22 protein-coding genes are annotated in these 23,397 nt (G+C 41.9%); 14 read left to right on the forward strand and 8 right to left on the reverse strand.

Annotated elements, in window-relative coordinates; genetic code table 11:
* Nucleotides 1-2 precede the first annotated feature (2 nt).
* From GKD17_RS14990 to GKD17_RS15000, 3 genes are read left to right on the forward strand one after another with little or no spacing between them, the layout of a single operon-like run.
* Entirely contained in the window at nt 3-614 is a 612-nt protein-coding gene (locus tag GKD17_RS14990; RefSeq protein WP_007840247.1) for an acyltransferase, read from the forward strand.
* On the forward strand, nt 599-1,423 hold the full coding sequence (locus tag GKD17_RS14995; RefSeq protein WP_007832374.1) for a DUF4422 domain-containing protein: 825 nt from the start codon (nt 599-601) through the stop codon (nt 1,421-1,423). The genes GKD17_RS14990 and GKD17_RS14995 overlap by 16 nt, the downstream gene beginning before the upstream one ends.
* A 3-nt stretch (nt 1,424-1,426) precedes the next feature.
* Complete coding sequence (locus GKD17_RS15000) at nt 1,427-2,374, forward strand: glycosyltransferase family 2 protein (RefSeq protein WP_007832373.1); 948 nt, start codon at nt 1,427-1,429, stop codon at nt 2,372-2,374.
* Nucleotides 2,375-2,391: 17 nt separating this feature from the next.
* Here GKD17_RS15000 and GKD17_RS15005 read toward each other — a convergent pair whose 3' ends face one another.
* Genes GKD17_RS15005 through GKD17_RS15025 form a run of 5 tightly spaced genes read right to left on the reverse strand, consistent with a single transcriptional unit; the run spans nt 2,392 to nt 7,476 of the window.
* Nucleotides 2,392-3,207, reverse strand: a complete 816-nt coding sequence (locus GKD17_RS15005; RefSeq protein ID WP_007832372.1) for a glycosyltransferase family 2 protein — start codon at nt 3,205-3,207, stop codon at nt 2,392-2,394.
* A gap of 19 nt (nt 3,208-3,226) precedes the next feature.
* The gene (locus GKD17_RS15010; protein WP_007832371.1) at nt 3,227-4,144 is read right to left on the reverse strand and encodes an O-fucosyltransferase family protein; all 918 of its coding nucleotides are present in this window, start codon (nt 4,142-4,144) and stop codon (nt 3,227-3,229) included.
* Nucleotides 4,145-4,159: 15 nt separating this feature from the next.
* Complete coding sequence (locus GKD17_RS15015; protein WP_007832370.1) at nt 4,160-5,431, reverse strand: ABC transporter ATP-binding protein; 1,272 nt, start codon at nt 5,429-5,431, stop codon at nt 4,160-4,162.
* A gap of 13 nt (nt 5,432-5,444) precedes the next feature.
* On the reverse strand, nt 5,445-6,308 hold the full coding sequence (locus GKD17_RS15020; RefSeq protein ID WP_007832369.1) for an ABC transporter permease: 864 nt from the start codon (nt 6,306-6,308) through the stop codon (nt 5,445-5,447).
* Nucleotides 6,295-7,476: a glycosyltransferase gene (locus GKD17_RS15025; RefSeq protein WP_007832368.1), complete on the reverse strand. Its 1,182-nt coding sequence runs from the start codon at nt 7,474-7,476 to the stop codon at nt 6,295-6,297. Before GKD17_RS15025 ends, GKD17_RS15020 begins: the two co-directional genes overlap by 14 nt.
* Nucleotides 7,477-8,089: 613 nt before the next feature.
* Between GKD17_RS15025 and GKD17_RS15030 the strand changes: the two genes are divergently transcribed.
* Nucleotides 8,090-9,040: a glycosyltransferase family 2 protein gene (locus GKD17_RS15030; RefSeq protein WP_007832365.1), complete on the forward strand. Its 951-nt coding sequence runs from the start codon at nt 8,090-8,092 to the stop codon at nt 9,038-9,040.
* A 20-nt stretch (nt 9,041-9,060) separates the two neighbouring features.
* Here GKD17_RS15030 and GKD17_RS15035 read toward each other — a convergent pair whose 3' ends face one another.
* Complete coding sequence (locus GKD17_RS15035; RefSeq protein WP_007832364.1) at nt 9,061-10,086, reverse strand: glycosyltransferase family 2 protein; 1,026 nt, start codon at nt 10,084-10,086, stop codon at nt 9,061-9,063.
* A gap of 228 nt (nt 10,087-10,314) precedes the next feature.
* Between GKD17_RS15035 and GKD17_RS15040 the strand changes: the two genes are divergently transcribed.
* The 8 genes from GKD17_RS15040 to GKD17_RS15075 are packed head-to-tail and all read left to right on the forward strand — an operon-like array spanning nt 10,315 to nt 18,830.
* On the forward strand, nt 10,315-11,460 hold the full coding sequence (locus GKD17_RS15040) for a glycosyltransferase family 4 protein (protein WP_007832361.1): 1,146 nt from the start codon (nt 10,315-10,317) through the stop codon (nt 11,458-11,460).
* Nucleotides 11,457-12,608: a glycosyltransferase family 4 protein gene (locus GKD17_RS15045; protein WP_007832359.1), complete on the forward strand. Its 1,152-nt coding sequence runs from the start codon at nt 11,457-11,459 to the stop codon at nt 12,606-12,608. The genes GKD17_RS15040 and GKD17_RS15045 overlap by 4 nt, the downstream gene beginning before the upstream one ends.
* Nucleotides 12,605-13,738, forward strand: a complete 1,134-nt coding sequence (locus GKD17_RS15050) for a glycosyltransferase family protein (RefSeq protein WP_007832358.1) — start codon at nt 12,605-12,607, stop codon at nt 13,736-13,738. The genes GKD17_RS15045 and GKD17_RS15050 overlap by 4 nt, the downstream gene beginning before the upstream one ends.
* Nucleotides 13,739-13,749: 11 nt before the next feature.
* Nucleotides 13,750-14,898 carry a glycosyltransferase family 4 protein gene (locus GKD17_RS15055; protein ID WP_185150383.1) on the forward strand — a complete coding sequence of 383 codons (1,149 nt, stop codon included), beginning with the start codon at nt 13,750-13,752 and terminating at the stop codon, nt 14,896-14,898.
* Complete coding sequence (locus tag GKD17_RS15060; protein WP_007832356.1) at nt 14,895-15,677, forward strand: class I SAM-dependent methyltransferase; 783 nt, start codon at nt 14,895-14,897, stop codon at nt 15,675-15,677. Before GKD17_RS15055 ends, GKD17_RS15060 begins: the two co-directional genes overlap by 4 nt.
* On the forward strand, nt 15,661-16,503 hold the full coding sequence (locus tag GKD17_RS15065) for a glycosyltransferase family 2 protein (RefSeq protein WP_007832355.1): 843 nt from the start codon (nt 15,661-15,663) through the stop codon (nt 16,501-16,503). The genes GKD17_RS15060 and GKD17_RS15065 overlap by 17 nt, the downstream gene beginning before the upstream one ends.
* A 6-nt stretch (nt 16,504-16,509) precedes the next feature.
* Nucleotides 16,510-17,628, forward strand: coding sequence for a glycosyltransferase family 4 protein (locus tag GKD17_RS15070; protein WP_007832354.1), 1,119 nt, complete (start codon nt 16,510-16,512; stop codon nt 17,626-17,628).
* Nucleotides 17,625-18,830, forward strand: a complete 1,206-nt coding sequence (locus GKD17_RS15075; protein ID WP_007832353.1) for a glycosyltransferase family 2 protein — start codon at nt 17,625-17,627, stop codon at nt 18,828-18,830. Before GKD17_RS15070 ends, GKD17_RS15075 begins: the two co-directional genes overlap by 4 nt.
* 3 nt (nt 18,831-18,833) lie before the next feature.
* Here the strand turns inward: GKD17_RS15075 and GKD17_RS15080 are convergent, their stop codons facing one another.
* The gene (locus GKD17_RS15080; RefSeq protein ID WP_007832352.1) at nt 18,834-19,190 is read right to left on the reverse strand and encodes a response regulator; all 357 of its coding nucleotides are present in this window, start codon (nt 19,188-19,190) and stop codon (nt 18,834-18,836) included.
* 143 nt (nt 19,191-19,333) lie between these two features.
* On the opposite strand from GKD17_RS15080, the gene GKD17_RS15085 reads away from it, so the two are divergent.
* Together GKD17_RS15085 and GKD17_RS15090 are read left to right on the forward strand one after the other, a co-directional pair.
* Nucleotides 19,334-21,184 carry a PAS domain-containing hybrid sensor histidine kinase/response regulator gene (locus tag GKD17_RS15085; protein WP_007832350.1) on the forward strand — a complete coding sequence of 617 codons (1,851 nt, stop codon included), beginning with the start codon at nt 19,334-19,336 and terminating at the stop codon, nt 21,182-21,184.
* A gap of 3 nt (nt 21,185-21,187) precedes the next feature.
* Nucleotides 21,188-22,249: an endonuclease/exonuclease/phosphatase family protein gene (locus tag GKD17_RS15090; RefSeq protein ID WP_007832348.1), complete on the forward strand. Its 1,062-nt coding sequence runs from the start codon at nt 21,188-21,190 to the stop codon at nt 22,247-22,249.
* A 4-nt stretch (nt 22,250-22,253) separates the two neighbouring features.
* On the opposite strand, the gene GKD17_RS15095 is transcribed toward GKD17_RS15090, so the two are convergent.
* Nucleotides 22,254-23,393 (reverse strand): ATP-binding response regulator, encoded by a 1,140-nt coding sequence (locus tag GKD17_RS15095; RefSeq protein WP_007832345.1) that lies wholly within the window; start codon nt 23,391-23,393, stop codon nt 22,254-22,256.
* Nucleotides 23,394-23,397 lie beyond the last annotated feature (4 nt).

The following is a 23,397-nucleotide window of genomic DNA, read 5'->3' on the forward strand; positions in this document are numbered from 1 at the left end:
TTATGAATATAAAGGAGTACTTACAACAACACCCGCAATGGAAAAAACGGATACACGGTTTCATCATGCATCCGGTAAAGACACGCCCCTATTGGTGGATACGCGTATGGCAACCTTTCTACATAAAAAAAGGCCAGGGCTCAGTCATTTATCCCAGTGTACGGAAAGACCTTCCACCGTTCCATCTGTTCCAGATGGGAAAATATTCGGTAGTGGAAGATTTCTCCTGCTTGAACAATGCCGTAGGCGACATCGTAATCGGCGACTATTGCCGGATAGGACTCAGCAATACGGTCATCGGTCCCATCCGGATAGACAACGGGGTCAATATTTCACAAAACGTAGCCCTGATAGGATTAGATCACAATTATCAGAATATCACTCAAGGCATCATCGAACAAGGTATCACCACTTCCCCTATCCACATCGGAGAACATACCATCATAGGAGCCAACGTGATTGTACTGCCCGGAATCACCATCGGCAAACATTGTTTTATCGGTGCCGGGTGTGTAGTTACCCAAAACATACCCGACTATTGTGTCACGGTAGGAAATCCCGCACGCATTATCAAACGCTATAACCCTCAATCACAAACATGGGAGAAAATATAAAAATATTAGTATGTGCCCATAAGGACAGCCGGCTACCGCAGCATGAGTACTTCTGCCCTATACAGGTGGGGGCCTCCCTAACCAGTGCCCGATTCTTCCCTGTACTAGATAACACAGGAGATAATATATCCGACAGGAATCCTCACTTTTGTGAACTAACCGCCCATTATTGGGCTTGGAAAAATCTAAAGTGTGACATTATAGGGCTCAATCATTACAGGCGCTTCTTTGATTTTCATCGCCCTTTTCCAGCTTTTTCACCAGACAGGAGTTTCATTAACATAGATTCATTTCTAAAAGAAACTTATCAATTTCCTGATTTAGAAACTTTATTAAATGATTATGACATCATCCTCTCTCCCAAGCGTCATTATCCCTATAACGTCGCTACACAATACGCCATTTCCCATCTAGTCAATGACCTCAATTTACTGAAAGAAGTCATTCAACACCTCACACCCGAATATGCTGAAGCTTTTCATACATTCATGTATCACTGCAATGCCTATTCCGGATATAATATGTTCATCACCAGACGGAAACATTTTAACGAATACTCCCAGTGGCTATTCCGCGTATTGTTTGAATTAGAAAAACGGGTAAAACTGTCCGCCTATCCGGATCAGGCACGTCTGTTCGGCTATTTATCAGAAAGATTGATCAATGTCTATTGCATAAGGCACCGGTTAAAGATAAAGTATGTTCCCGTCATCATGCCCTTGGAAGAAACGTTTCAAAATCCGAGCAACCTGCTTTATACGCTTCGCCAGCTAAAGAATGATCTTATTTATAAACTCACAGAATTATAAGTTATGCCGTTGGTTTCTGTCATCATCCCTATATACAATACAGAAAAATTCCTGCCTTTGTGTATCAGCAGCGTCTTAAACCAGACACTGACAGACATTGAGGTACTGCTGGTTAATGACGGAAGTACGGACGGAAGCGGGAAAATATGTGACGAATACGCCTGCAAGGACCAACGAATACAGGTAATACACACTCTGAACCAAGGAGTCAGCCATGCACGAAACCAAGGACTGGAAACCGCAAAAGGAGAATATATAGCTTTCATGGATAGCGACGACTGGATAGAAACGGATATGATAGCCACTCTTTATCAACTTATCCGGACAAACGAAGCCGGTCTGGCTACTTGCGGATATATCATTGAAAATGAAGATGGTCGTCCGATTTACCACATCAACGAAGTGAAATCCGGCAAATTAACCCAGTGGGAGGCCATTCACTCCCTGTTTAACGACAGGCATTACAAATACAAAGGAAACTTATGGGATAAATTATATCATAAAGAAATCATTGACAAACATCACCTAAAATTCAATGAACATATTTATTATAATGAAGACAGACTCTTTATTTTTCAATACCTGAGCCACTGCCAATCAGCCGCATACACCACTTCCCCCTATTATCACTATGTCACAAGAAAATCAAGCGCCATGAACCTGTCGCAAAAAAACTACACCCCCAAACTGTGCACTTTCATGGATGCATTCGACCTGATGACTTCACTTTCGGCCACATTCCCCACCTATATTCTACGTGCTTTGTCGGCCGATTACATAAAAAGTTCGTTCTTGTTCTATACCCAACACTCACGGGAAATCCCCTTCAATGAATTATGGGACAGAATGCTAAGAATCAGAAAAAACAATTATATACATCTTCCACTTTCTCTAAAAATAAAGTATGCGCTATATGGCATCAGACTTATCCTGCGGGCATGGCTCAAGTGAAAAAAACAATTTACTGCTTACTTAACACGCACCCGTTTTATCTTTCCATGCACCCACAACAAGGCACAGACCAATTTGTATGCCATCTGATGAAGGCCAGCAGTTTTATTCAGTTCGGGAATCAGTTCCAATAAAGGGGATTCCACCTTTTCCAGTCTTATATAATCCTTTATCATTCTATCCGGAAACAATTCCTTATACACCCGCCTTCTTTCCAGATCTCTTGTCCCGGCATCCGTTTCACTGACCCCTCCAGGCACAAACCTACAAACGATAGAACGAATATTGCGGAACGTCACATTGTTGAATATCAAGGTCTGAATATAAAATTTCCAATCGGATACAATCTTATAATTCTCGTCATACCTGTTTTCATCAAAAAGTTCTTTACGAAAGAACGAAGCCTGATGCAATACAGTTCCCCGAATCAAATCCATCAGCGTTATATCCTCCTTATGAAAGCCCCACACCTCTGTGCCATGCACTATTTTTCCAACAACAATATCGCTGTCCAATGAAGGTGCCACCTCCTGCAACACACCATTGTTATAAAATTCATCACCGGAATTCATAAAGTTCAAATACTCTCCATGCGCCTGTAAAACTCCTTTATTCATGGCATGATAAATACCCTTGTCCGGCTCCGATACCCAATAGTCCACTTTACCGGCATACTCTTTTATCACTTCAATGCTTCCATCCGTGGACCCTCCGTCAATAATAATATACTCAAAATCCCTAAAAGACTGGCCGACCACACTTTCTATGGTTTTCCTCAACCCTTCTTTATTATTATAATTAATGGTTATAATCGAAAATTTTCTTTGTGACATATATTTCGCTTTTTACAATCTAAAGTTTCCATTCGTCATCCAGACTGAGCGATTTTCCGAATCCGACATACAGAGGCACAATCCGGCTGACATTCGAAGTATAAGTACCGATAAAAAATGAAGAATGGATCAGAATATCCATATCCAACAGCATATTCAACGTATCTATATATCTACTTTTTTTATCCTTTGTATTAAACAAAGACTCATCAAATCCTGTTTGTGTCACAGCTGTGTTACAGTAAACATTAAATCCTTCGGCAACTAGTATGGATTTCAACTCATCCTTCACAGAACTATCATCCGTAGCTATAAACACATTACGGCTGATATGCTTCTTCCCTTTAACAGCATCAATATAAAGAGACAAACCGAGTTCCTTCATCTCACGGGAAACTATCTTATCTCCCCGCCTTATATGTACCGCTATGTAATCTACCGGCAAATTCATCTCACTTTTCCTTTCTTCTATATAACCGGTTGTCTTCTCATTAAATTTTAATATTTTCCGCAAGGCAGAGCCATAATCATTTCTGATATCTTCCAGCTTCTCCAGAAACTCCTCCGATCTCATTTTTAGAAATACCTCATTCCCTAGTTCCGTTTCCGGATGAAATAACAGATATATCCTATTCATTATATAGAAAATATAATACCGGAAAAAAGCGGACGGATTATAATAGATATTTCCCCACCAAGGCTTCCCCTTCTTATAAACAATATATTGCGAGCACATCATTCCGTTACAGTCTGGCAAGACCGACTCGAAATAATCACTCCAGCCTTTCTCCACCCTTGCATTCCAGTTTCTTGTATTGACAGTCAGCTCTTCCTGATTATAGTCCGCATAGACCAATGCCAATGCAAGATTAGACAACTCTGAGAACAACCCTCTTCCAGTCAAACTATATACAATTCTTTTTTTCTTCATCTCCATAGTAGAACATAATGATCAAACTTTTATATCCTCCAATCCGATAAAGCCGTTGGACGTTTGTGTCAGCGCATGTCCGAATCCACTTTGAAATCCCTCACATTCCAGCAAACAGCAACGAACTGCTTTCAAATAATATTCCACCATAGGATGATGTATAAACAAATCTGCCTGCAGGACACCTTTACTCAGCACAGACGGAAGCCCTATACGCCTCTCGATGCAAAAATCCCCTTTAGGTAAATGACTGATACTTCCGTAATAATGTCCCGGAGCATAACTAGCATAAGGCACTTCCGTCCTGCTCTTCAAAACCAGCATTACATCATACATCATATCCTCTTCAGAATATCCCTGTATTTTCACAGTCAGAAAATTCTGACCTCCATGAATAGTGGAAGAGGCACATTCCGTTCCGTTTATCTCAATGCAATCTATATGAAGCGTATTTTTCGTCCAACCCACATAATCTATAATTTTACTTTTCCGGACCGTCCCTTTCTCTTTCAAGTAATAATCAATGGCAGAATGAACCGTCCCCTGATAAACTACGGTACCATTTTCCAAGCATATTCCTTTTGTACACAAACTTCTTACCGCCGCCATGTTATGACTGACAAACAAAACTGTCCGTCCCTCTCCTTTCGCCACGTCCTGCATCTTGCCAATGGCCTTCTTTTGGAATTCCGCATCTCCCACTGCCAACACCTCGTCCACTACCAGAATTTCCGGCTCCAGATGGGCAGCGATAGCAAAACCCAACCGCACGGTCATACCCGAAGAATAACGTTTCACTGGAGTATCGATATATTTCTCCACACCGGCGAAAGCCACAATCTCATCCAACTTACGGGTAATCTCCGCCTTGGTCATCCCCATGATGGAACCATTCATATAAATATTCTCCCGTCCTGTCATTTCGGGATGAAAGCCTGTACCCACTTCCAGCAAAGAGGCAATACGCCCCCGTGCACGGATACAACCGACAGTAGGAGAAGTCACCCGCGAAAGGATTTTCAACAAAGTGGACTTTCCCGCACCGTTCTTACCTATAATACCCAGCACTTCCCCTTCCTCCACATGGAAATTAATATCTTTCAACGCCCATACAAAATCCCCCATCGCTTGCTTGGAACGGTCATTCTCTTCCCCGATTCTGAGATACGGGTCCTCCTTCCCACGAATCCGCGCCCACCAACGATTCAAATCACGGCTCAGCGTTCCGGCTCCGATACTTCCCAATGCATATTGCTTGCTGATATTCTGAAACTCTATCGCTATTTTTCCCATTCTGTCCCTCCTTTTAAATCACATCCATGAAACTACGTTGCACTCTATTAAAAGTCACCATCCCCCAAAGCATTATCACCACTGTAAACACCAACGTGTAGCCTAAGTGAAACCAACTGAAAGTCCCCACTCCCAAAAATCCGAATTTAAATGTTTCGATAATGGAAGTCAGCGGATTTGCCACAATGATCCACATATACTGCTCATGGCTCTGCCTCATCACGGACAAAGGGTAAATAACCGGAGTGGCATACATCCACAACTGCACCCCGAAAGTAATCAAGAAACGCAAGTCGCGGTATTTGGTCGTCAAGGAGGATATCAATAATCCGAACCCCAAACCAAGACCTGCCAACATGAGCAGCAGCAAGGGAGCCAACCAAGCATATCCGTTGACCATCAACGAATATCCGTTGCACAAATAATAAATATAAATTAAAACAAACAGTCCAAACTGAATGCCCATCTTTATCATACAAGATATAACGATGGACAAGGGTACCACCAGACGAGGGAAATATACTTTTCCAAATACATTCTGATTGGCGTTGAACGTATCCGAACAGCGGCTTAAACATTCCGAGAAATAATTCCAGCAGAGTAAGCCCGCCATATAAAAGAGCGGTTGAGGAAGCCCGTCGGTAGGAATACCGGCAATACCGCCAAAAACAAACATGAACATGACGGTAGTAAGCAGTGGCTGGATAACAAACCACAACGGTCCTAAAACAGTCTGTTTATAAAAAGTGACGATATCCCGTCTGATATACATTACCAGCAAATCCCTATACCGCCATACCTCCTCCAGATCCAACCGGAACAAACCGGACCGAGGCTTGATCACAATATCCCATTTTTCCTGTTCATCTTGTACCATACACTACTTTTTTTAGTAAATTATTCCAACTGTCACAGACCTTCTCTATATGAAATGTATCAGCATATTCCACCGCCTTATTTTCCATCCATTCCCAATCCGTCCGATCAGCCATATACGACATACAACCGGCCAGCTGAGCTATATTCCCTGTCTCAAAAAGAACGGCCATATCTTTGTCTTTCAACAACTCGCGCGTTATCGGTAAATCAGATGCGATAACAGGTAACCCGTGCGCCATAGCCTCTATCATCACCAGGCCGAATCCCTCCCAACGGGAACTCAGCACATACATACTGGAATGTGCATAATATTCCTGCACCTCTTTCGTAAAAGGATGCAGCGCCATGTTCTTTTCCAGTTCATATTCATTGATCAATGAACGGTAAAGCGCTTCCTCAGGACCCTCCCCCACAATTTCCAGTGTCCAGTCCGGATGAGTTTTCACAAAAACAGAAAAAGCTTTTATTAAAATATCAAATCCTTTATGTCCGAATGAAAAACGACCGACCGCCAAAATCCTTCTATATTCCTTCTTTCCCCGACCTTTAGGCAGTACAGTCAGAGGATTGTATATCACCTCGCAGCACAGGTTCATTTTCCGAAAGAAACAACCGGCATCTGCATGACTTAAAACCACCCTCTCGTCCAATTTCCTCATCTGGACTTGAAAAAAATAATCCAATCCCGGCAAATAGGGAGTTTCTTTCTCAAAGAATGCTCCATAAGAATTATGCAGCCACCCAACAGTCTTTGTTTGAATCCGGTTCTTTACAGCAGAGAGGTGCAGAGCCATAAAAGCATGTACCCCGATGACTACATCACATTGCCGGGCATTTATTTTCCTTGCCAATGTCCGTTTATAAGAAGAAGGGAAAAAACTGGCAGCATACCATTTCGAAGTCAGCCGGGTATGAGGCAACCCATGTTTATATAAAAAACTATAGCTTTTACATAACAAACGCTCGATGAAAGAGGAGGCGGAATAAGAGAAAGAATCAAACTGCACGGTACTTTCGGCATATCCGTACATCGACAAGTCCGTACAAGTATCCGTAGTCAGTATCGTGACTTCATGTTTTCCGGACAAAGCCTTGGCTATTTCAGCCAACACACGCTGTACTCCGCCGAAACTGAAGACAGTATCACAATAAAATAATATTCTCATGGAATTTAGATTACACTCTTTCTTCGCAAAGATACGATAAAGAAACGAAAATAAATGCGGAATGAGGAAAGAATATCATATAATACAAAGCAGGTATATGCGGCACGTACATACGCATAGAGCGACACGTACGTATGTGAAATCCTGCACACCCAAAAACAACAGGTCAAATAAAAAAAAGACCTTGTTCTTTTTTAAAAAGATGGCGAGCTTTTTTTAAAACCTCCTGATCTTTTTACTGCTGCCGGAAATTCGCCATATTCCGTAGAGGTATGATCCCTTCAGACGCACTTTTTGCAAAGAAAAAGCCTGAGAACGACCTACTTCATATTAAACCGGAACAACTTATAAAAAAAGGATATATAACTGATAACAAATAGATTATGTGAAATTCTGTTCTCAAAAACAGTGAGGGCATGAGAGCATAAGTGAGAGTTACAATTTTTACCATCACTATACAAATAGTTCATAAACAACCAGTTGTGCACACAGTGAGGGCATGAGGGCATTATCACCCAGAATTTTCAGTGAAAGATTCTCATACTCATCGAGATATTGACAAGATAATGCATGATGCTGAATATAAATCAATATCTTTGCAAAAAGAAGAAGAATGACAAAGAACACAAGTTATCATTACAGCATCATTATTCCGCACAAGAATACTCCCCGTCTTCTGGAACGCTGTCTGTGCTCAATTCCCACTTGGGATGAAATTCAAATCATTATCATTGATGATAACAGCAATTCCGAATCTGTCGATTTTTCTCATTTTCCGGGAAACGGCAGAAAAAATACGGAAGTCCTGTTCACTAAGGAGGGAAAAGGAGCAGGATACGCACGGAACATAGGACTCTCCCACGCCCGTGGCAAATGGATTATCTTTGCGGATGCAGATGATTTCTTTACAGCCGATTGTTTTACTATCTTAAACGAATACATGGACAGCCCCCATAAAGTCATCTATTTCAATGTACGTTTTGTCATGTCCGATGATCCGTCCCAAGAAAGCCGACGCGGAACTTACTATACCAACTTCTTCAATGATGTAAACCCGGAAAACAAACTGCGATACCAATCTCAAGTTCCTTGGGGCAAAATGATAAGGCGCAGCTTCCTGTCAACATTCCACATTCAATTCGATGAAACAAGAATAGCCAACGATGTGTATTTTTCATGCCTTGTCGGTATATATGCCCCCAAAGTAACCACAGACAGAAGAATCATTTATTATTGTACCGAATCCGACCAGTCCCTTGCTATGTCCAAACAAGACCGCGAGAGTTTAATCATACGGTTCAACGCAAGCATGAAATGCAACAGACTGTTGCGACAAGAAAAAATCCACTATTACCTGTCACCACTTCCGTGGTGTATCCCTTCGGCAAAAACAAAAGAATGGCTCCCCGCCAAATACTTTTTTGAATACCTGTTTTTCTTCCGCCTGCAAGCATTCAAAGAATTATATTATGCTTTTTCCGCTATCCTATCACATATGAATGAACCGGCTACAAAAGAAACCGACAACCAATGTAACAAGAAAACTACCAACCTAAAGGAATAATATTCATTACACAAGAAGATTCAGAGATACCACCTTCCCCATATCTTATAATACAATTTGATCAGATTAGCGTATTTATACAATATGTGATGTCTGTAAATCCCCCAATTCAAAAGCAGAGAAAAAGGATAGAACAAATTCAATTCGTACAAAACCTCCATAGGCCGGAACTCTCTGCAATGCTTCCTTATCAAATTTCTTTTAAACTTATCTATCGCATCATTACTTTCCCTTGTAACCCCTATTGCAGCAGCATTATACACCACCGGCATCAGCTTGTTCAAAATGAAACAGATATTTTCGGCATACAGTTCCTGTTCCATGTGCTCATTAAAAACGGTCAAGATAAAAATAAAATCCTTTGCCGGCTTGTCAAAGTCCGTTTTCGCCCTATTCATGGTTGAGAAAGGATTTGAACGCCTGTAGAAATAAGTAAAAGAATTGACGGAAGCAAACATTTCCACCTTTTTATACAGAAAATAGCACCACAAAAAGTCCTCAAACAAAATGCCCGTCCTGAAATAAATGGCATTCTCTGTCAGCACCTCCTTTCTGATCAATCTGTTGACCGGAGTGGATGTTATTTTCGAATCCAGAAACAGCTTGTTGATACGTATCCGTCCTTCCGTATATCTTTGCAAATCACTGTTTTTGTTTTCCATCCCTTCTGAATAAGAATCCCCCTGCACCAAGTCAACCCCCGGATATCTTTTCGTTTCCTCCCATAATTTCTCCAGACAATTCTCATAAAGCATATCATCCGAATCTATAAAAAAAAGATAACCACCCCGGGATAGTTCTATTCCCTTGTTCCTTGCCGCAGAGACTCCTTCATTCCTCTCATTTCTCACGATTCTAAAACTGATGTTCCCTTTATATCCGGCCAGCTTTTCCTCTATCAGGCACATACTGTTATCCGGAGAGCAATCATCAATGATGATACACTCAAAACAATCAAAAGTTTGGTTGATTATGGAATCAAGACATTCTGATACGTATTTTTCCACCTTGTAAACCGGCATCACCACCGTTATCTCTTTCATCATTATCTGCTAATCATTATAAAATGCAATATTCGCAAAAACAAATGATACTCACAACATTCCAAAGACTTTAATTACTAAATATACCCATCTTCATCCCTTGAAACCCACTCTTTACTCCGAATACAGCCGACATTCCATAAAAAAACGGATATGGACAGGAATTTCAACAACTTCTTATTGGATATATAAAAAGAATACACTATTTTTACGGAAAAACAAATCAGGGGAATGAAAATAGTATATGTATACGACTCTATAGCCCGTATAGGAGGCATGGAGCGGATTTTAACGGATAAGATGAATTACTTGGCCGAAATTTATGGGCACAAGGTCTATCTTATCACTTCTTCCCAAGGCAATCATCCTCTTTCTTTCCCTTTATCCGACAAAGTGGAACATATCGATCTGGATACAAAGTTTCATTTGCAATACCAGCATCCGCTTCTCGAACAATTGAAAGTGGGATGGACTTTGAACCATAAATTCGAACAAAAATTAAAAAAAGAGATCAAGTTCATCAATCCCGATATCATATCAGGAAATACCAGTTTCAAAGCGGATTTGATCTGTAAATTAAACTGCAAGGCAAAGAAAATCATTGAATCGCATTGCGCCAAAATATACACCCGGATACCTGCAAACCGCAAAAAGAGTTTTTTTAAAGATATAAAAGACAGATACGTCAGCTACCAATGTTTCCGTGATGTAAAACGATACAGCGATGCTATAGTAACACTGACACAAGGAGATGCCGCCATGTGGGGACAACATCCGAATATACATATCATTCCGAACACCACCTCTATTGATATACAAACAATCAGCTCTTGTGAAGCTCCCCGTGTAATAGCGGCAGGCAGACTGACCTGGCAAAAAGGATTCGACAGACTGATCGACGCATGGAATATCGTGCAGAAACGCCATCCCGACTGGATACTGGATATATTTGGTGAAGGATTTTATAAGGATAGCTTAGCCCGGCAGATTAAAGACAGAAAGCTGGAACACTCCATCACAATTCATCCTTTTACACAAAACATAACGCAAGAATACCTGAACAGTTCCATTCTGGCCCTAAGCTCCAATTACGAAGGTTTTGGACTGGTCTTGATCGAAGCCATGAGTCTGGGTGTTCCTTGTGTTTCTTTCGACTGTCCTTTCGGTCCATCGGAAATCATCAGAAACCAGGAAGACGGACTCCTCGTTAAAAACGGAGACATACAAGGATTTGCCAACGCTCTTTGCCACTTGATAGAACATGAAGCAGAAAGAAAAGCTTTTGGCAAAAGAGCTAAACAAAATATAAAACGCTACTCACTCCGAAACATCATGCCGCAATGGGAAATGTTGTTTCATAAACTGACTGAAAAATGACCATCGTTTATCTATACACAGCACTATGCACCGTGGGAGGCGCAGACCGGAGCATCATCCAAAAAGCGAACTATCTGGCTGACGAAATGCATCAGGATGTATTTATTATCACAGATTCACAAAAAGAACGACCGCCCGTTTTCCCGATATCTCCCAGAATCAGGCACATTGACATAGCGATTGATTTTGACAGACAGTATCATCACAACCTGTTAGTAAGAGGGTATTATTATTTTACCCTGATGTACCTGTACAGAAAGAAGCTGGAGTATTGGCTGAAAACCTTGAAGCCGGATATCGTCATCAGCACATTGGGCCGAGAATTGGATTTTCTGACACAACTGGACGATGGAAGCGTAAAAATAGGAGAATCCCATATAGCTAAACCGTACACTCGTAACCTGCATCTGATGGAACAACGGGGATTCCCATACAAGCAAATCGCACGGCATTGGAGAAAGAAACAGGAGGAAGCTGTAAAAAAACTGGACGCGCTGGTTGTTCTGACACAACATGATGCGGATAATTGGAAAGAAGTGAAGAAGGCTTGTGTCATACCAAACTTCTTACCTTTCTCACCCCAAAAAGGGAGTTCCTGCCTGGAAAAAAGAATCATCAGCATAGGAAGATACAGCGAACAGAAGGGGTATGACCGCCTGATTGAAGCTTGGATCAAAGTCAATCAGAAGCATCCCGACTGGCATATCCGCATTTACGGAGAAGGACAGGATAGGAACAGTCTGCAAGAGCTTATTGAAAAGCATCATATAGAAAACAGTTTTTCACTATGCCCTCCGACAAAAAACATTCAAGAAAAATATCTGGAAAGTTCCATATACGTCATGAGTTCACGATTTGAAGGATTACCGATGGCACTTCTGGAAGCGATGGCATGTGGTGTTCCCTGCATTTCATTCGACTGTCCATACGGACCTGCCGAGATTATCACTCCGGAAGAAGACGGAATACTGGTGAAGAACGGAAACACAGACGAACTGGCTGACGCGATATGCCGGCTGATAGAGGATACGGACAAACGCATACGGATGGGAAAGCAGGCCCAAAAGAATATCCAACGTTATTTACGCGAAGAAGTGATGAAACTGTGGGATGAACTATTCAACACTTTAACAACTACCCGACTATGAATATCATCTATCTCCTTTTCCACGGACTATCCCCTTACAGCGGCATCAGCAAAAAGATCCTGTATCAGGTTAAAGGCTTTGAAACATGTGGACACCGGGTCAGTTTATGCACATACAGCATAGCGGACAACGGCCACCGGGTAAGGATGATAAACGATGAAATAATAGACGACTACGGAACAGGCAAACCAGCTGCGGCGAAAAGGAGAGTTTCCTACCAATGCATATACCGCTATGCTGTAACACATCAAGTGGAATTAATCTACGTACGCTCTTTCCATAATGCAAATCCGTTCACCATCCGGCTGTTCAGCAAACTAAGGAAAGCCGGAATTAAAATAGCGATGGAAATACCCACCTATCCTTACGACAGCGAATACACCGGTTTTCCACTGACCACACGCCTGGGGATACAAGTGGATAAAGTATTCCGAAAGACACTGGCAAAACACGTGAACGCCATCGTCACTTTCTCAGACTATCACCGTATATTCGGCCAACGTACCATTCAGATATCCAATGGAGTTGACTTTGATTCCATTCCGCTGAAAAAGACGGTTTCTAAAAATACCTCCGTCATTCATCTACTAGGAGTGGCCGAAGTACATTATTGGCACGGTTACGACCGTCTGATAGAGGGTTTGGGCAAATATTACCAAAACCCGGCAAACACAACCGTATTTTTCCACATCGCAGGAGGTATATGGAAATCCGAAATGCATGATTCACAACACGCTCCCGGATTTTATGAACTTATCAACAAATATCATATAGAAAAATATGTCATCTTCCACGGACAAAAAATGAACGAGGAACTAGACGAATTATTCAACGAAGCAGACTTTGCCATCGGCAGTCTGGCACGCCACCGCAGCGGCATCGACAAAATCAAAACATTAAAAAACAGAGAATATGCAGCACGGGGAATACCTTTTGCATATTCAGAAACAGATGGAGACTTTGACAAGATGCCTTATATACTGAAAGTTCCAGCCGATGAAAGTCCCATAGATATCCGCCGGCTTATCCGGTTCTATATGGAACTGGATCTGTCTCCTTGCAGAATAAGGGATTCCATTAAAAACCTGTCATGGAAAGAACAAATGATGAAAGTAATAAACAACCTGTAATACTCCCGCCTATGATCCGAATCGCCTATTGTACCCCCTCTCTCCATATCCCCGGAGGAGTGGAAAGGGTACTGACCACCAAAGCCAATTATCTGGCGGAGAATGGTAATTATGACATATATATTTTGCTGACTGACGGAAAAGGCAAGCCTCCCTGCTATACTTTATCGCCCAAAGTAAAAATCATCCAACTGAATATAGACTTTGAAGAATTATGGGAACTTCCTCTTTGGAAAAAAGTGCCGGTTTATCTGAAAAAACAAAGAATATACCGACGCAAGCTCTCTGCCGCTTTGTCTCACCTCAAACCGGACATCACAGTTTCTTTGTTACGACGGGAAATAAACTTTATCACTTCCCTCAAAGATGGAAGTAAAAAGATAGGGGAGCTACACGTGAACCGAAAAAACTATCGTAATTTTGAAAAGGACGAAAGCAACTTCGTCAAGGAACTTTTTGCCAAATTATGGATGAAAAGTCTGGTGAGGCATTTAAAAAAGTTGGATAAGTTCGTTGTGCTGAGTGAAGAAGACAGAGTGAACTGGTCCGAACTGCAAAATGTAAAAGTTATCAGCAACCCTCTACCCTTTCAATCCGGAACATTCAGCGACTTGAACAATAAACGGATAACCGCAGCCGGAAGATATACTTATCAAAAAGGATTCGATTTGTTACTGGAAGCATGGAGCAAAGTCTGTGACCAGCATCCGGACTGGGAATTACATATATATGGCAAAGGGGATAAGACTGCATATCAAGTACTGGCCGGAAAATTGAAATTAAAGAACCTTTTTCTTGAAAATGCAACCCCGGATATGTTCTGTAAATACCGTGAAAGTTCTATCTTTGTATCAAGTTCCAGATTTGAAGGATTCGGAATGGTCATAGCGGAAGCAATGACATGCGGAGTACCTGCCGTGTCATTCGCCTGTCCATGCGGACCTAAAGATATCATCCGGGACGGGGAAGACGGACTATTGGTCGAAAATGGAAAAACAGAAGAACTGGCCGAAAAAATAAATTATCTGATTGAAAACAAACAAATAAGAAAAGAAATGGGGAAAAAAGCCCGTATCAATGTACAACGTTTTGCTGAAGATGTAATAATGCAACAATGGATTCAGCTATTCAACAACTTATTAAACGGAACAGAACAATGAAAACAGATTCCCCCTACGACAGAGGAGACATCCATATAAATAAAAACGACAAAGTGCTAGAAATAGGTCCGGGCCATAATCCGACGTATCGCTCCAACGTGATAGCCGAAAAATTTATTGACACCAATTACCACCGTTGCGGTGACGTGAAAATATACCCTCATCAGACCTTTGTACATGCCGATGGAGAAAACCTGCCCTTCAAAGACAAGGAGTTTGACTACGTAATATGCAATCAGGTATTGGAACACGTGGAACATCCCGAAGCTTTTGTCAAAGAATTATGCAGGGTAGCCCGACGGGGATACATAGAAACTCCCAGTCTGCTGGGCGAATACTTGTTTCCAAAAAAATCACATAAATGGGTTATATTGGATATAGACAACAAACTGGTCTTCTATGAAAAAAACAAGATGCCGGGAAACTATGAAAACGACTATGGAGAATTATTCCTGAATTATCTGCCTTTCCAATCCCTCCCCTACAAACTGCTGTGGCTGACGGAAGGAGATATAACCTTGAACCGCTATGAGTGGAAAGAGGAAGTGGAGATACTAGTCAATCCCGAAGATGAATACTACTCCTCTTTCTTCCTCAACAAATGGAACCGGGAAATGGTGGAGAAACTATATCCCCGCCGTTCCGCCCTGACGGAAATGAAAAAGATGATTCAAGCCCTGTTCTATATCCTCAAAAACAAATTCAAATCACGATTCAGTAATCACCGGAATCCGGTCACACTGTCCGAATATATAAAAACGCATGAAGTGGTACGCTGACTATTTATCCATCTATGACAAGCCTTTCACCCAAGCCCCACAAGCGGTTATCAACCAAGTGAAAGACAAGATCCGGCAGCTTGCAACTCATGCTCCGCTGGTTTCGGTGGTCGCCATCGCCCATAATGAAGAAAAGAGGATATTGAGCTGCCTGTGGTCTTTATGTGAAAACCAACATAACTATCCTGTAGAAATACTAGTCATCAATAATCATTCTACCGACCACACCGAAGAGGTACTAAAAGAATTAGGAGTCACCTACTTCAATGAATACCGGAAAGGTCCCGGTTTTGCCCGGCAATGCGGACTGAACCATGCCCGGGGGAAGTATCATCTCTGCATAGATGCCGACACCCTTTATCCGCCCCAGTACATCAGTACCATGATAAAGGTCTTACAGGACAAAGAAGTGGCAGGTGCATACGCCCTGTGGAGTTTTCTTCCTAATGAACATCATTTAGGACTTTTCTTCTATGAAACACTGCGTGACCTCTATTTGAAAATACAAAATCTGAACAGACCGGAACTCAATGTACGTGGAATGGCTTTTGCCTTCCACACGGAAACAGCCCGGAAAGAAGGATTCCGGACAGACATACTCCGCGGAGAAGACGGCTCCCTGGCACTGGCATTGAAAAAATACGGAAAATTAAAATTCGTCACCGCCCGCAAAGCCCGTGTCCTTACCGGCTATGGTACTGTCTCGGCCGACGGATCCCTGTTTAGCAGTTTCAAAAAACGAGCCATAAAAGGTTTAAGAAGCTTCACGGCTCTTTTCTATAGCAAAAACAATTACGAGGACGAAGATTCTAACCTGATAAAGTAACGACAGATGAAAATAGCAATAGAAGCCCAACGCATCTTCAGAAAAGAAAAGCATGGCATGGACTATGTAGCTCTGGAAACCATCCGGGAACTGCAAAAGATAGACAAACAAAACGAATACTTCATACTGGTCAGCCCGGGAGATGATATTTGTTTGCAGGAATCCGCCAACGTGCATATCGTGACCGTCAACTGGCCGTCCTATCCGCTTTGGGAACAGATAGGACTGCCGTTGGCTTTGAGAAAAATCAAACCCGACCTGCTGCACTGCACAAGTAACACTGCCCCTGTGTATGGAAACATTCCACTGGTGCTTACACTGCACGACATTATCTTTCTAGAAAAAAAACAAGGCAAGAACCAGTCCATGTACCAAAGACTGGGACGTTTCTACCGAAGAATCATTGTTCCCCAAATTCTTACTAGATGCAAAAGAATCATTACCGTTTCTCATTTTGAATGCAACCGCATCAGTCATTTCCTGCACATTGACAGACAACTGCTTGTCGCCGTACACAACGGCTATTCACAACATTTCATACCCATACGGAACGCACAAGCCACCACTGCCCGATACATAAAGAAACATCCTTACCTGTTCTTTTTAGGAAATACCGATCCCAAGAAGAATACGGCAAGGGTATTGCAGGCATACGGTATTTATTTAAAAAAATCCCGTCAGCCCCTTCCCTTGCTTATCGCCGACCTGAAAGAAGAGATCATAGACGAATATCTGAACCGGCAAGGATTACAAGAAATAAAAAAAATGCTGTATCATCCCGGATACATTCCAAACACAGAACTACCCGCTGTTTATAGTGGAGCATCCGTCTTTATATACACGTCTTTACGCGAAAGTTTCGGCATCCCCATTCTGGAGGCGATGGCCTGCGGAACTCCCGTCATCACCTCAACCACTTCCGCCATGCCCGAAATCACAGGACCGGAGGGTATTCTAGTCAATCCGTTCGACCCGGAGGAAATTGCTTCCGCCCTCCTTCATTTAGAAGAAAATGCGGAATTCTATGAGTCACAAACTGCATATGGATTAGAAAGAGTCCGTCGGTTCTCATGGGAGAACACAGCCAGAGAAATATTGAAAATATATAAAGAAATACTAGCATGAACACCCTTGAAATCCTCTTCTTCGTCCTCCTGTTCATTGTATTCTACACCTATGTGGGATACGGAATCCTGTTGTGGATATTGGTAAAAATAAAACAAAGTTTTCTTTTCTTCTACGATACGGACGAACCGGAGCAAGAAACCTGCCGGAACAGCAACAACACCGCCCTACCCGAAATCACCCTGTTCATCACCGCCTATAATGAGGAACAGGTAGTAAACGGAAAGATGAAAAACTGCCACGAACTGGATTATCCCAAAGAGAAACTGCATATCGTATGGGTAACGGACGGCAGCAATGACCGAACCAATGAAAAATTAAAAGCATATCCCGATGTCACCCTATTGTTCGTCCCCGAAAGAAAAGGAAAAACAGCCGCTATGAACCGGGGAATGGGATTTGTCACCACGCCTTTGGTCATATTCACAGACGCCAATACATTTATTAATCCGCAGGCCGTTCGCGAGATAGTAAAATATTTTAACCATCCGCAGGTGGGATGCGTGGCAGGAGAAAAACGGGTAGACATGTACAGTACCGGAGGAGCTGTTTCCGGAGGAGAAGGATTGTACTGGAAATATGAATCATGGCTGAAAAAAATGGATTATCAGCTCTATTCCGCCATAGGTGCTGCCGGAGAATTATTTGCCATCCGCACCCCGTTATATGAGGAAATGCCTGAAGATACCCTACTGGATGATTTTATGCTGTCCCTGCGTATCGCCATGAAGCAGTATACGATAGCATATTGTGATACGGCATATGCCTTGGAAAGCGGATCGGCCGATATGAAAGAAGAGGAGAAAAGAAAAATACGTATCTCGGCAGGAGGATTGCAGTCCGTCTATCGTTTGAAAGAACTGCTGAATCCGCTACGTTATGGAATCCTCAGTTTTCAATATGTCTCCCACCGCGTACTGAGATGGTCGGTAACCCCGGTTGCCTTGTTTCTGCTCTTTCCCCTGAATATCCTGCTGGTTGTCTGTAGTGAGAGCCATCCGGTTTACTTTCTTTTTCTTCTGCTGCAATCCGCATTCTACCTCGGGGGAGTTTATGGCAGCTTCCTGTCTGCCAAGTCCGTAAAGAACAAATTACTTTATATTCCCTACTATTTCCTGTTCATGAACATCAATGTGATAAAAGGTTTCTTCTATTTGAAAAGACATGCCGGCGGAACATGGGAAAAATCCCGCAGGGCATAATATTTACTCACCAAAATATTTTTCTATCATCTCACGCAAAGCGGGAGCCATAATCGGCTTGGCCATATAATCGTCACATCCGGCTTCAAAAGCCTTGTCACGGTCACTGTCATACGCATTGGCGGTAAGAGCTATGATGGGAAGTGTCCCCCCTTTCAGACGAATTCTTCTGGTAGCTTCCAAACCGTCCATAACAGGCATCTTTATATCCATCAAAATCATATCGGGCCGGCAACCCTCAAATTTCTCAATAGCCTCCTGCCCATCGTGGGCACGGTAAACTTCATACTCCTTTCTTAAAATTATAGATAATAAGAGGTAATTACTTTCCGTATCTTCAGCTACCAAAATCTTTTTCATTTCTTCTTTTCATTGATTACCTTGCAAAATTACGATATAAAATGATATAAACAATATTTTTTTTGTATATTTGCTGTCAGTAACAAATATCACGCATCTAAATTCGCTAAGAGAAACAGTATATTGAGAATCATACTATTAATATGAAAATTCCGAGTAATATATTGCACGATAAGCAGTATGCAGACAAAATTCTGGAAATTACGGCTGATACTATGTTTTTCGTATATAAAGACGGCACCTGTTTAGACTTCAAGGCTAATACGACGGACTTCTTTATAAAAGAACAAGATATTATAGGGAGAAATATATTCTCTTATTTCCCTGTGGAAACGGCACGGGAGATGTATGCGGAATTCACCAAAGTACGGGCAGGAGACAAACTTTCCGCACGGAATTACAAATTAATATTGGAAGATGACGTAAAATACTACAAATGTATTATCAGCAAGTATGATGAGGAGCATTTTCTTTTTCAATACAGGGATATCACAGGCCGGAGTGTCGTCAGGCTGAAACTGGAAAAAAAGCAAAAAGATTTGTGCGAAATAGAAAAAGCCGCAAGAATAGGATTATGGGCATACGATTCGTCCACACGGTTCTTCACTTATTCGGGATACACCCGGATATTCTGTAACGATGAGGAACAGAAACAGATTTCCATAGATGAATACATGAACTATATGCACCTTGATGACAAGGCCCGTTTCAGTCAATGGCTGGAAGAAAATCTGAAGGAGAAGGATGCTTCCAATACCATAAACTACAAACTCCTTATTGACGGAAAGACCGTCAACATGAGAATAAAAACATATCATAAAGAGGTATATATGCAAAGGACCGTATTGGAAGGATATATACAGAACACATCCGAGATTGTTTGGAAAGCAGAACGCTCCAACCAGCTGAAATCTGCCTTCCTTGCCAATATGAGCCATGAAATCCGTACACCGTTGAATGCCATTCTAGGATTCTCACGCATTATAGCTGAAACGGAAAACGCCGAGGAAAGATTGCAGTATTACGATATTGTAGAAAAAAACAACATGCGCCTGCAGGAACTTATCAACGAGATTTTGGACCTGTCGAAGATTGAATCGGGCATGATGGAGTTCAACTATGCGCCTGTATCCCTTTATACTTTATGTGAGGATGTAAAAAACACGTATAGTTTCAGGTGTCAGCCTGGGGTGGAGCTTGTTTTCGAAGAGTCCGATCCGTCACTGGTTATCTCGACAGACAGGAACCGCTTGTTCCAGGTTTTCTCCAACCTGATAGGTAATGCTACAAAATTCACAGCCAAAGGTTCTATCAGCTTCGGATATAAATTGACGGAAAAAGAAATTGTTTTTCATATAGCCGATACCGGAAGCGGTATTTCCGATGACAAGATAGACAAGATATTCGACCGTTTCATCATGGCCAACAACCAGGTGCAAGGTACAGGACTGGGTCTTTCCATCAGCAAAATCATTGTAGAAAAGTTAGGAGGAAAAATAGCTGTACAATCAAAAATGGAAACCGGAACCACATTCACTTTTACATTGCCTTACATTTCAGCAAACGGAGATATGAAATGGGAGGAAAAACTTCCACCAGCTTCCGTTAAAGACAACAGCAGAACTTCCCATCAGGAGATGACCATCCTAGTGGCGGAAGACTATCAAAGCAATTATGACTTAATAGAGGCTATGATCGGAAAAATATACAAACTGGTGCATGCTCATGACGGCATGGAGGCTATCATATTCTATGAACAATACAAACCCGACTTGATTTTGATGGATATAAAAATGCCTAACATCAATGGTCTGGACGCCACCAGAGCCATCCGGGAAATGTCTGCCGACGTACCTGTCATCGCTGTAAGCGCATACGCATATGAAAAAGACAAAATAGCTGCCATAGAAAGCGGATGCAATGATTTTTTAACCAAACCGGTATCTGCCGACTTATTGAAAATGACTATAAACAAGTATCTAAAACAAAAGTAATTTATGGGAAGATTAGCCGTATACAAATTTGCCTATTTTTTATCTATCCTGTTCACAATCTTCATTCTGGGACTTTCCATCTTCGCTTATTTCTCAGGTAAAATAAATCCGGTAGAGAATATGTTCGCCGCGTACGTTGCTTTAAGCAAACCTATACTGGTGGTTGTCAATACGATATTATTTACTTACTGGCTCATCAGACTCCGGTATTGGTTATGGATTCCATTGACGGGGCTGATGGTAAACTACGAATACATCACTTCCATGTACCAAATTTATAACCCTACCAAGTATGCTAACGAAAACAGACTGAAAATAGTGACTTACAATGTCCACTCATTTGGAAATGAAATCACGGGATTCTCCGCCAAAGAGTTTGCCGAGATGATGAACAAGGAGGAAACGGACGTACTTTGTTTTCAGGAATATAGAGGTAATGGCGACTTTACGGAACAGGATTTACAGAATACGTATGCTAAAACATTCCCTTACTCGTTTATCCCCGAAGGATTGAGTCAGGCCATTTACAGCCGCTACCCCATCAAACAGTCACAAACAATAGAATTTCCGAATACCAATAACGGAGCCATCTGGGCCGACCTGGATGTAAAAGGTATGACGATACGCATCATCAACGTGCACATGCAGACTACCAACTTTGACAGAATGCGTTCCAAAGCAGCACAGGCTCGGGGAGCACAAGATGAGGAACAGGAAAGAGCCATTTATCTGGACTATTCTGACAACTTCCGGGAAAATACTGTCAGACGTGCCGGACAGGCTGAACAAATCAGTTCGCTAATCAATGCCACGGAATATCCCTTGATTGTATGCGGTGACTTCAATGACCCTCCGGGAACTTTTACTTATGAAACGCTGAAAAGCGGCTTGAAAGACGGATTTCAAACCGCAGGAGAAGGGTACGGAGCCACTTACCGGGGGTTTCACCATTTACTACGGATAGACTACTTGTTCCATTCCACCTTATTGGAAGGTATAAAATATAAGGTGATTCCTTATGATATGAGTGACCATAACCCGGTATATCTGGAGGTGGGACTTTGATAAATCACTTCTTCAAAGCTACCGAGAAAAAGAAAGTGGAACCTTTCCCCTCTTCAGACTCAAACCATAAATGCCCACCATTCTTAACAGCGAAATCCTGACATAACAACAAGCCTAATCCGGAACCTTCCTCATTATTCGTTCCGTATTTGCTGAAATGAGTTTCCGTGTTCAACAATTTCTTTTGATCTTCCTCACCCATGCCTTTTCCAGTATCTTTTACACTGACTATGACTTTATCACCCTCTATTCCTGCATTAACCAGAATTTCGGAATCATTATAGCTGAACTTGATCGCATTGCTGAGAAGATTACGCAAGATAGTCTTCATCATATCCATATCGGCATGTACCTCAATCTTTCCGTGCACCGGGAAGTTCACCTTTATATTCTTCATACCGGCTACCAGATTGAAAATTTCGATAACCGAAGCAATATTCCCCACAATATCAAAGTCCTGATAAACGACATTCAGCTTGCCTATCTGGCTTTTAGTCCATTTCAGCAAATTATCCAGCAAAGAGAAAACATCCTCCGTACTTTGATTGGCCATGCTCAGCATATCAAACATTTCCTTACCGATCTGTTCGGACGGAAGACTGAGTATCAACATATTGAGCACCATCTTAATGGATCCCATGGGTGAACGCAGGTCATGCGCGATAACAGAATATAACTTGTCGCGCCCCATAATAATCTTACGCAGTTCTTCCGTCTGCTCCATGATGATCCGTTTGGCGGCAACCAGGGATATCTGATGAGTAACACGGATCACAAGCTCTTCCTTATTAAAAGGTTTGGATATAAAATCATTCGCACCTACCTTGAAACCCTTCACTATATCGGCGGTGGTATTCAAAGCTGTCAGAAATATAATAGGAATATGTTGTGTTTCCGGATCGGCTTTCAATCGTTCGGCAACTTCAAAACCATTCATCTCGGGCATCATGACATCCAACAAAATCAAATCGGGGCGGGCATTGACCGCCTGAGATAATGCCTCCTTTCCATTACCGGCAGTTATCACCTTAAACTTCTCGTTTGTTAACAACACTTTTAACAACAAGACATTAGAAACCACATCATCCACAACTAAAACAGTGTACTCAGAATGACTTATTACAACATTTACATCCGATGTCATAGGT

Source organism: Phocaeicola dorei (assembly GCF_013009555.1).
Lineage (GTDB): Bacteria > Bacteroidota > Bacteroidia > Bacteroidales > Bacteroidaceae > Phocaeicola > Phocaeicola dorei.

What these genes read in the sequence shown, in the direction of transcription:
- GKD17_RS14990 (WP_007840247.1), top strand. Translation starts at nt 3, where the DNA reads ATGAATATAAAGGAGTACTTACAACAACACCCGCAATGGAAAAAACGG.
- GKD17_RS15075 (WP_007832353.1), top strand. Translation starts at nt 17,625, where the DNA reads ATGAACACCCTTGAAATCCTCTTCTTCGTCCTCCTGTTCATTGTATTC.
- GKD17_RS15000 (WP_007832373.1), top strand. Translation starts at nt 1,427, where the DNA reads ATGCCGTTGGTTTCTGTCATCATCCCTATATACAATACAGAAAAATTC.
- GKD17_RS15020 (WP_007832369.1), bottom strand. Translation starts at nt 6,308, where the DNA reads ATGGTACAAGATGAACAGGAAAAATGGGATATTGTGATCAAGCCTCGG.
- GKD17_RS15090 (WP_007832348.1), top strand. Translation starts at nt 21,188, where the DNA reads ATGGGAAGATTAGCCGTATACAAATTTGCCTATTTTTTATCTATCCTG.
- GKD17_RS15025 (WP_007832368.1), bottom strand. Translation starts at nt 7,476, where the DNA reads ATGAGAATATTATTTTATTGTGATACTGTCTTCAGTTTCGGCGGAGTA.
- GKD17_RS15095 (WP_007832345.1), bottom strand. Translation starts at nt 23,393, where the DNA reads ATGACATCGGATGTAAATGTTGTAATAAGTCATTCTGAGTACACTGTT.
- GKD17_RS15050 (WP_007832358.1), top strand. Translation starts at nt 12,605, where the DNA reads ATGAATATCATCTATCTCCTTTTCCACGGACTATCCCCTTACAGCGGC.
- GKD17_RS15045 (WP_007832359.1), top strand. Translation starts at nt 11,457, where the DNA reads ATGACCATCGTTTATCTATACACAGCACTATGCACCGTGGGAGGCGCA.
- GKD17_RS15005 (WP_007832372.1), bottom strand. Translation starts at nt 3,207, where the DNA reads ATGTCACAAAGAAAATTTTCGATTATAACCATTAATTATAATAATAAA.
- GKD17_RS15060 (WP_007832356.1), top strand. Translation starts at nt 14,895, where the DNA reads ATGAAAACAGATTCCCCCTACGACAGAGGAGACATCCATATAAATAAA.
- GKD17_RS15070 (WP_007832354.1), top strand. Translation starts at nt 16,510, where the DNA reads ATGAAAATAGCAATAGAAGCCCAACGCATCTTCAGAAAAGAAAAGCAT.
- GKD17_RS15010 (WP_007832371.1), bottom strand. Translation starts at nt 4,144, where the DNA reads ATGGAGATGAAGAAAAAAAGAATTGTATATAGTTTGACTGGAAGAGGG.
- GKD17_RS15065 (WP_007832355.1), top strand. Translation starts at nt 15,661, where the DNA reads ATGAAGTGGTACGCTGACTATTTATCCATCTATGACAAGCCTTTCACC.
- GKD17_RS15040 (WP_007832361.1), top strand. Translation starts at nt 10,315, where the DNA reads ATGAAAATAGTATATGTATACGACTCTATAGCCCGTATAGGAGGCATG.
- GKD17_RS15055 (WP_185150383.1), top strand. Translation starts at nt 13,750, where the DNA reads ATGATCCGAATCGCCTATTGTACCCCCTCTCTCCATATCCCCGGAGGA.
- GKD17_RS15015 (WP_007832370.1), bottom strand. Translation starts at nt 5,431, where the DNA reads ATGGGAAAAATAGCGATAGAGTTTCAGAATATCAGCAAGCAATATGCA.
- GKD17_RS14995 (WP_007832374.1), top strand. Translation starts at nt 599, where the DNA reads ATGGGAGAAAATATAAAAATATTAGTATGTGCCCATAAGGACAGCCGG.
- GKD17_RS15030 (WP_007832365.1), top strand. Translation starts at nt 8,090, where the DNA reads ATGACAAAGAACACAAGTTATCATTACAGCATCATTATTCCGCACAAG.
- GKD17_RS15080 (WP_007832352.1), bottom strand. Translation starts at nt 19,190, where the DNA reads ATGAAAAAGATTTTGGTAGCTGAAGATACGGAAAGTAATTACCTCTTA.
- GKD17_RS15035 (WP_007832364.1), bottom strand. Translation starts at nt 10,086, where the DNA reads ATGATGAAAGAGATAACGGTGGTGATGCCGGTTTACAAGGTGGAAAAA.
- GKD17_RS15085 (WP_007832350.1), top strand. Translation starts at nt 19,334, where the DNA reads ATGAAAATTCCGAGTAATATATTGCACGATAAGCAGTATGCAGACAAA.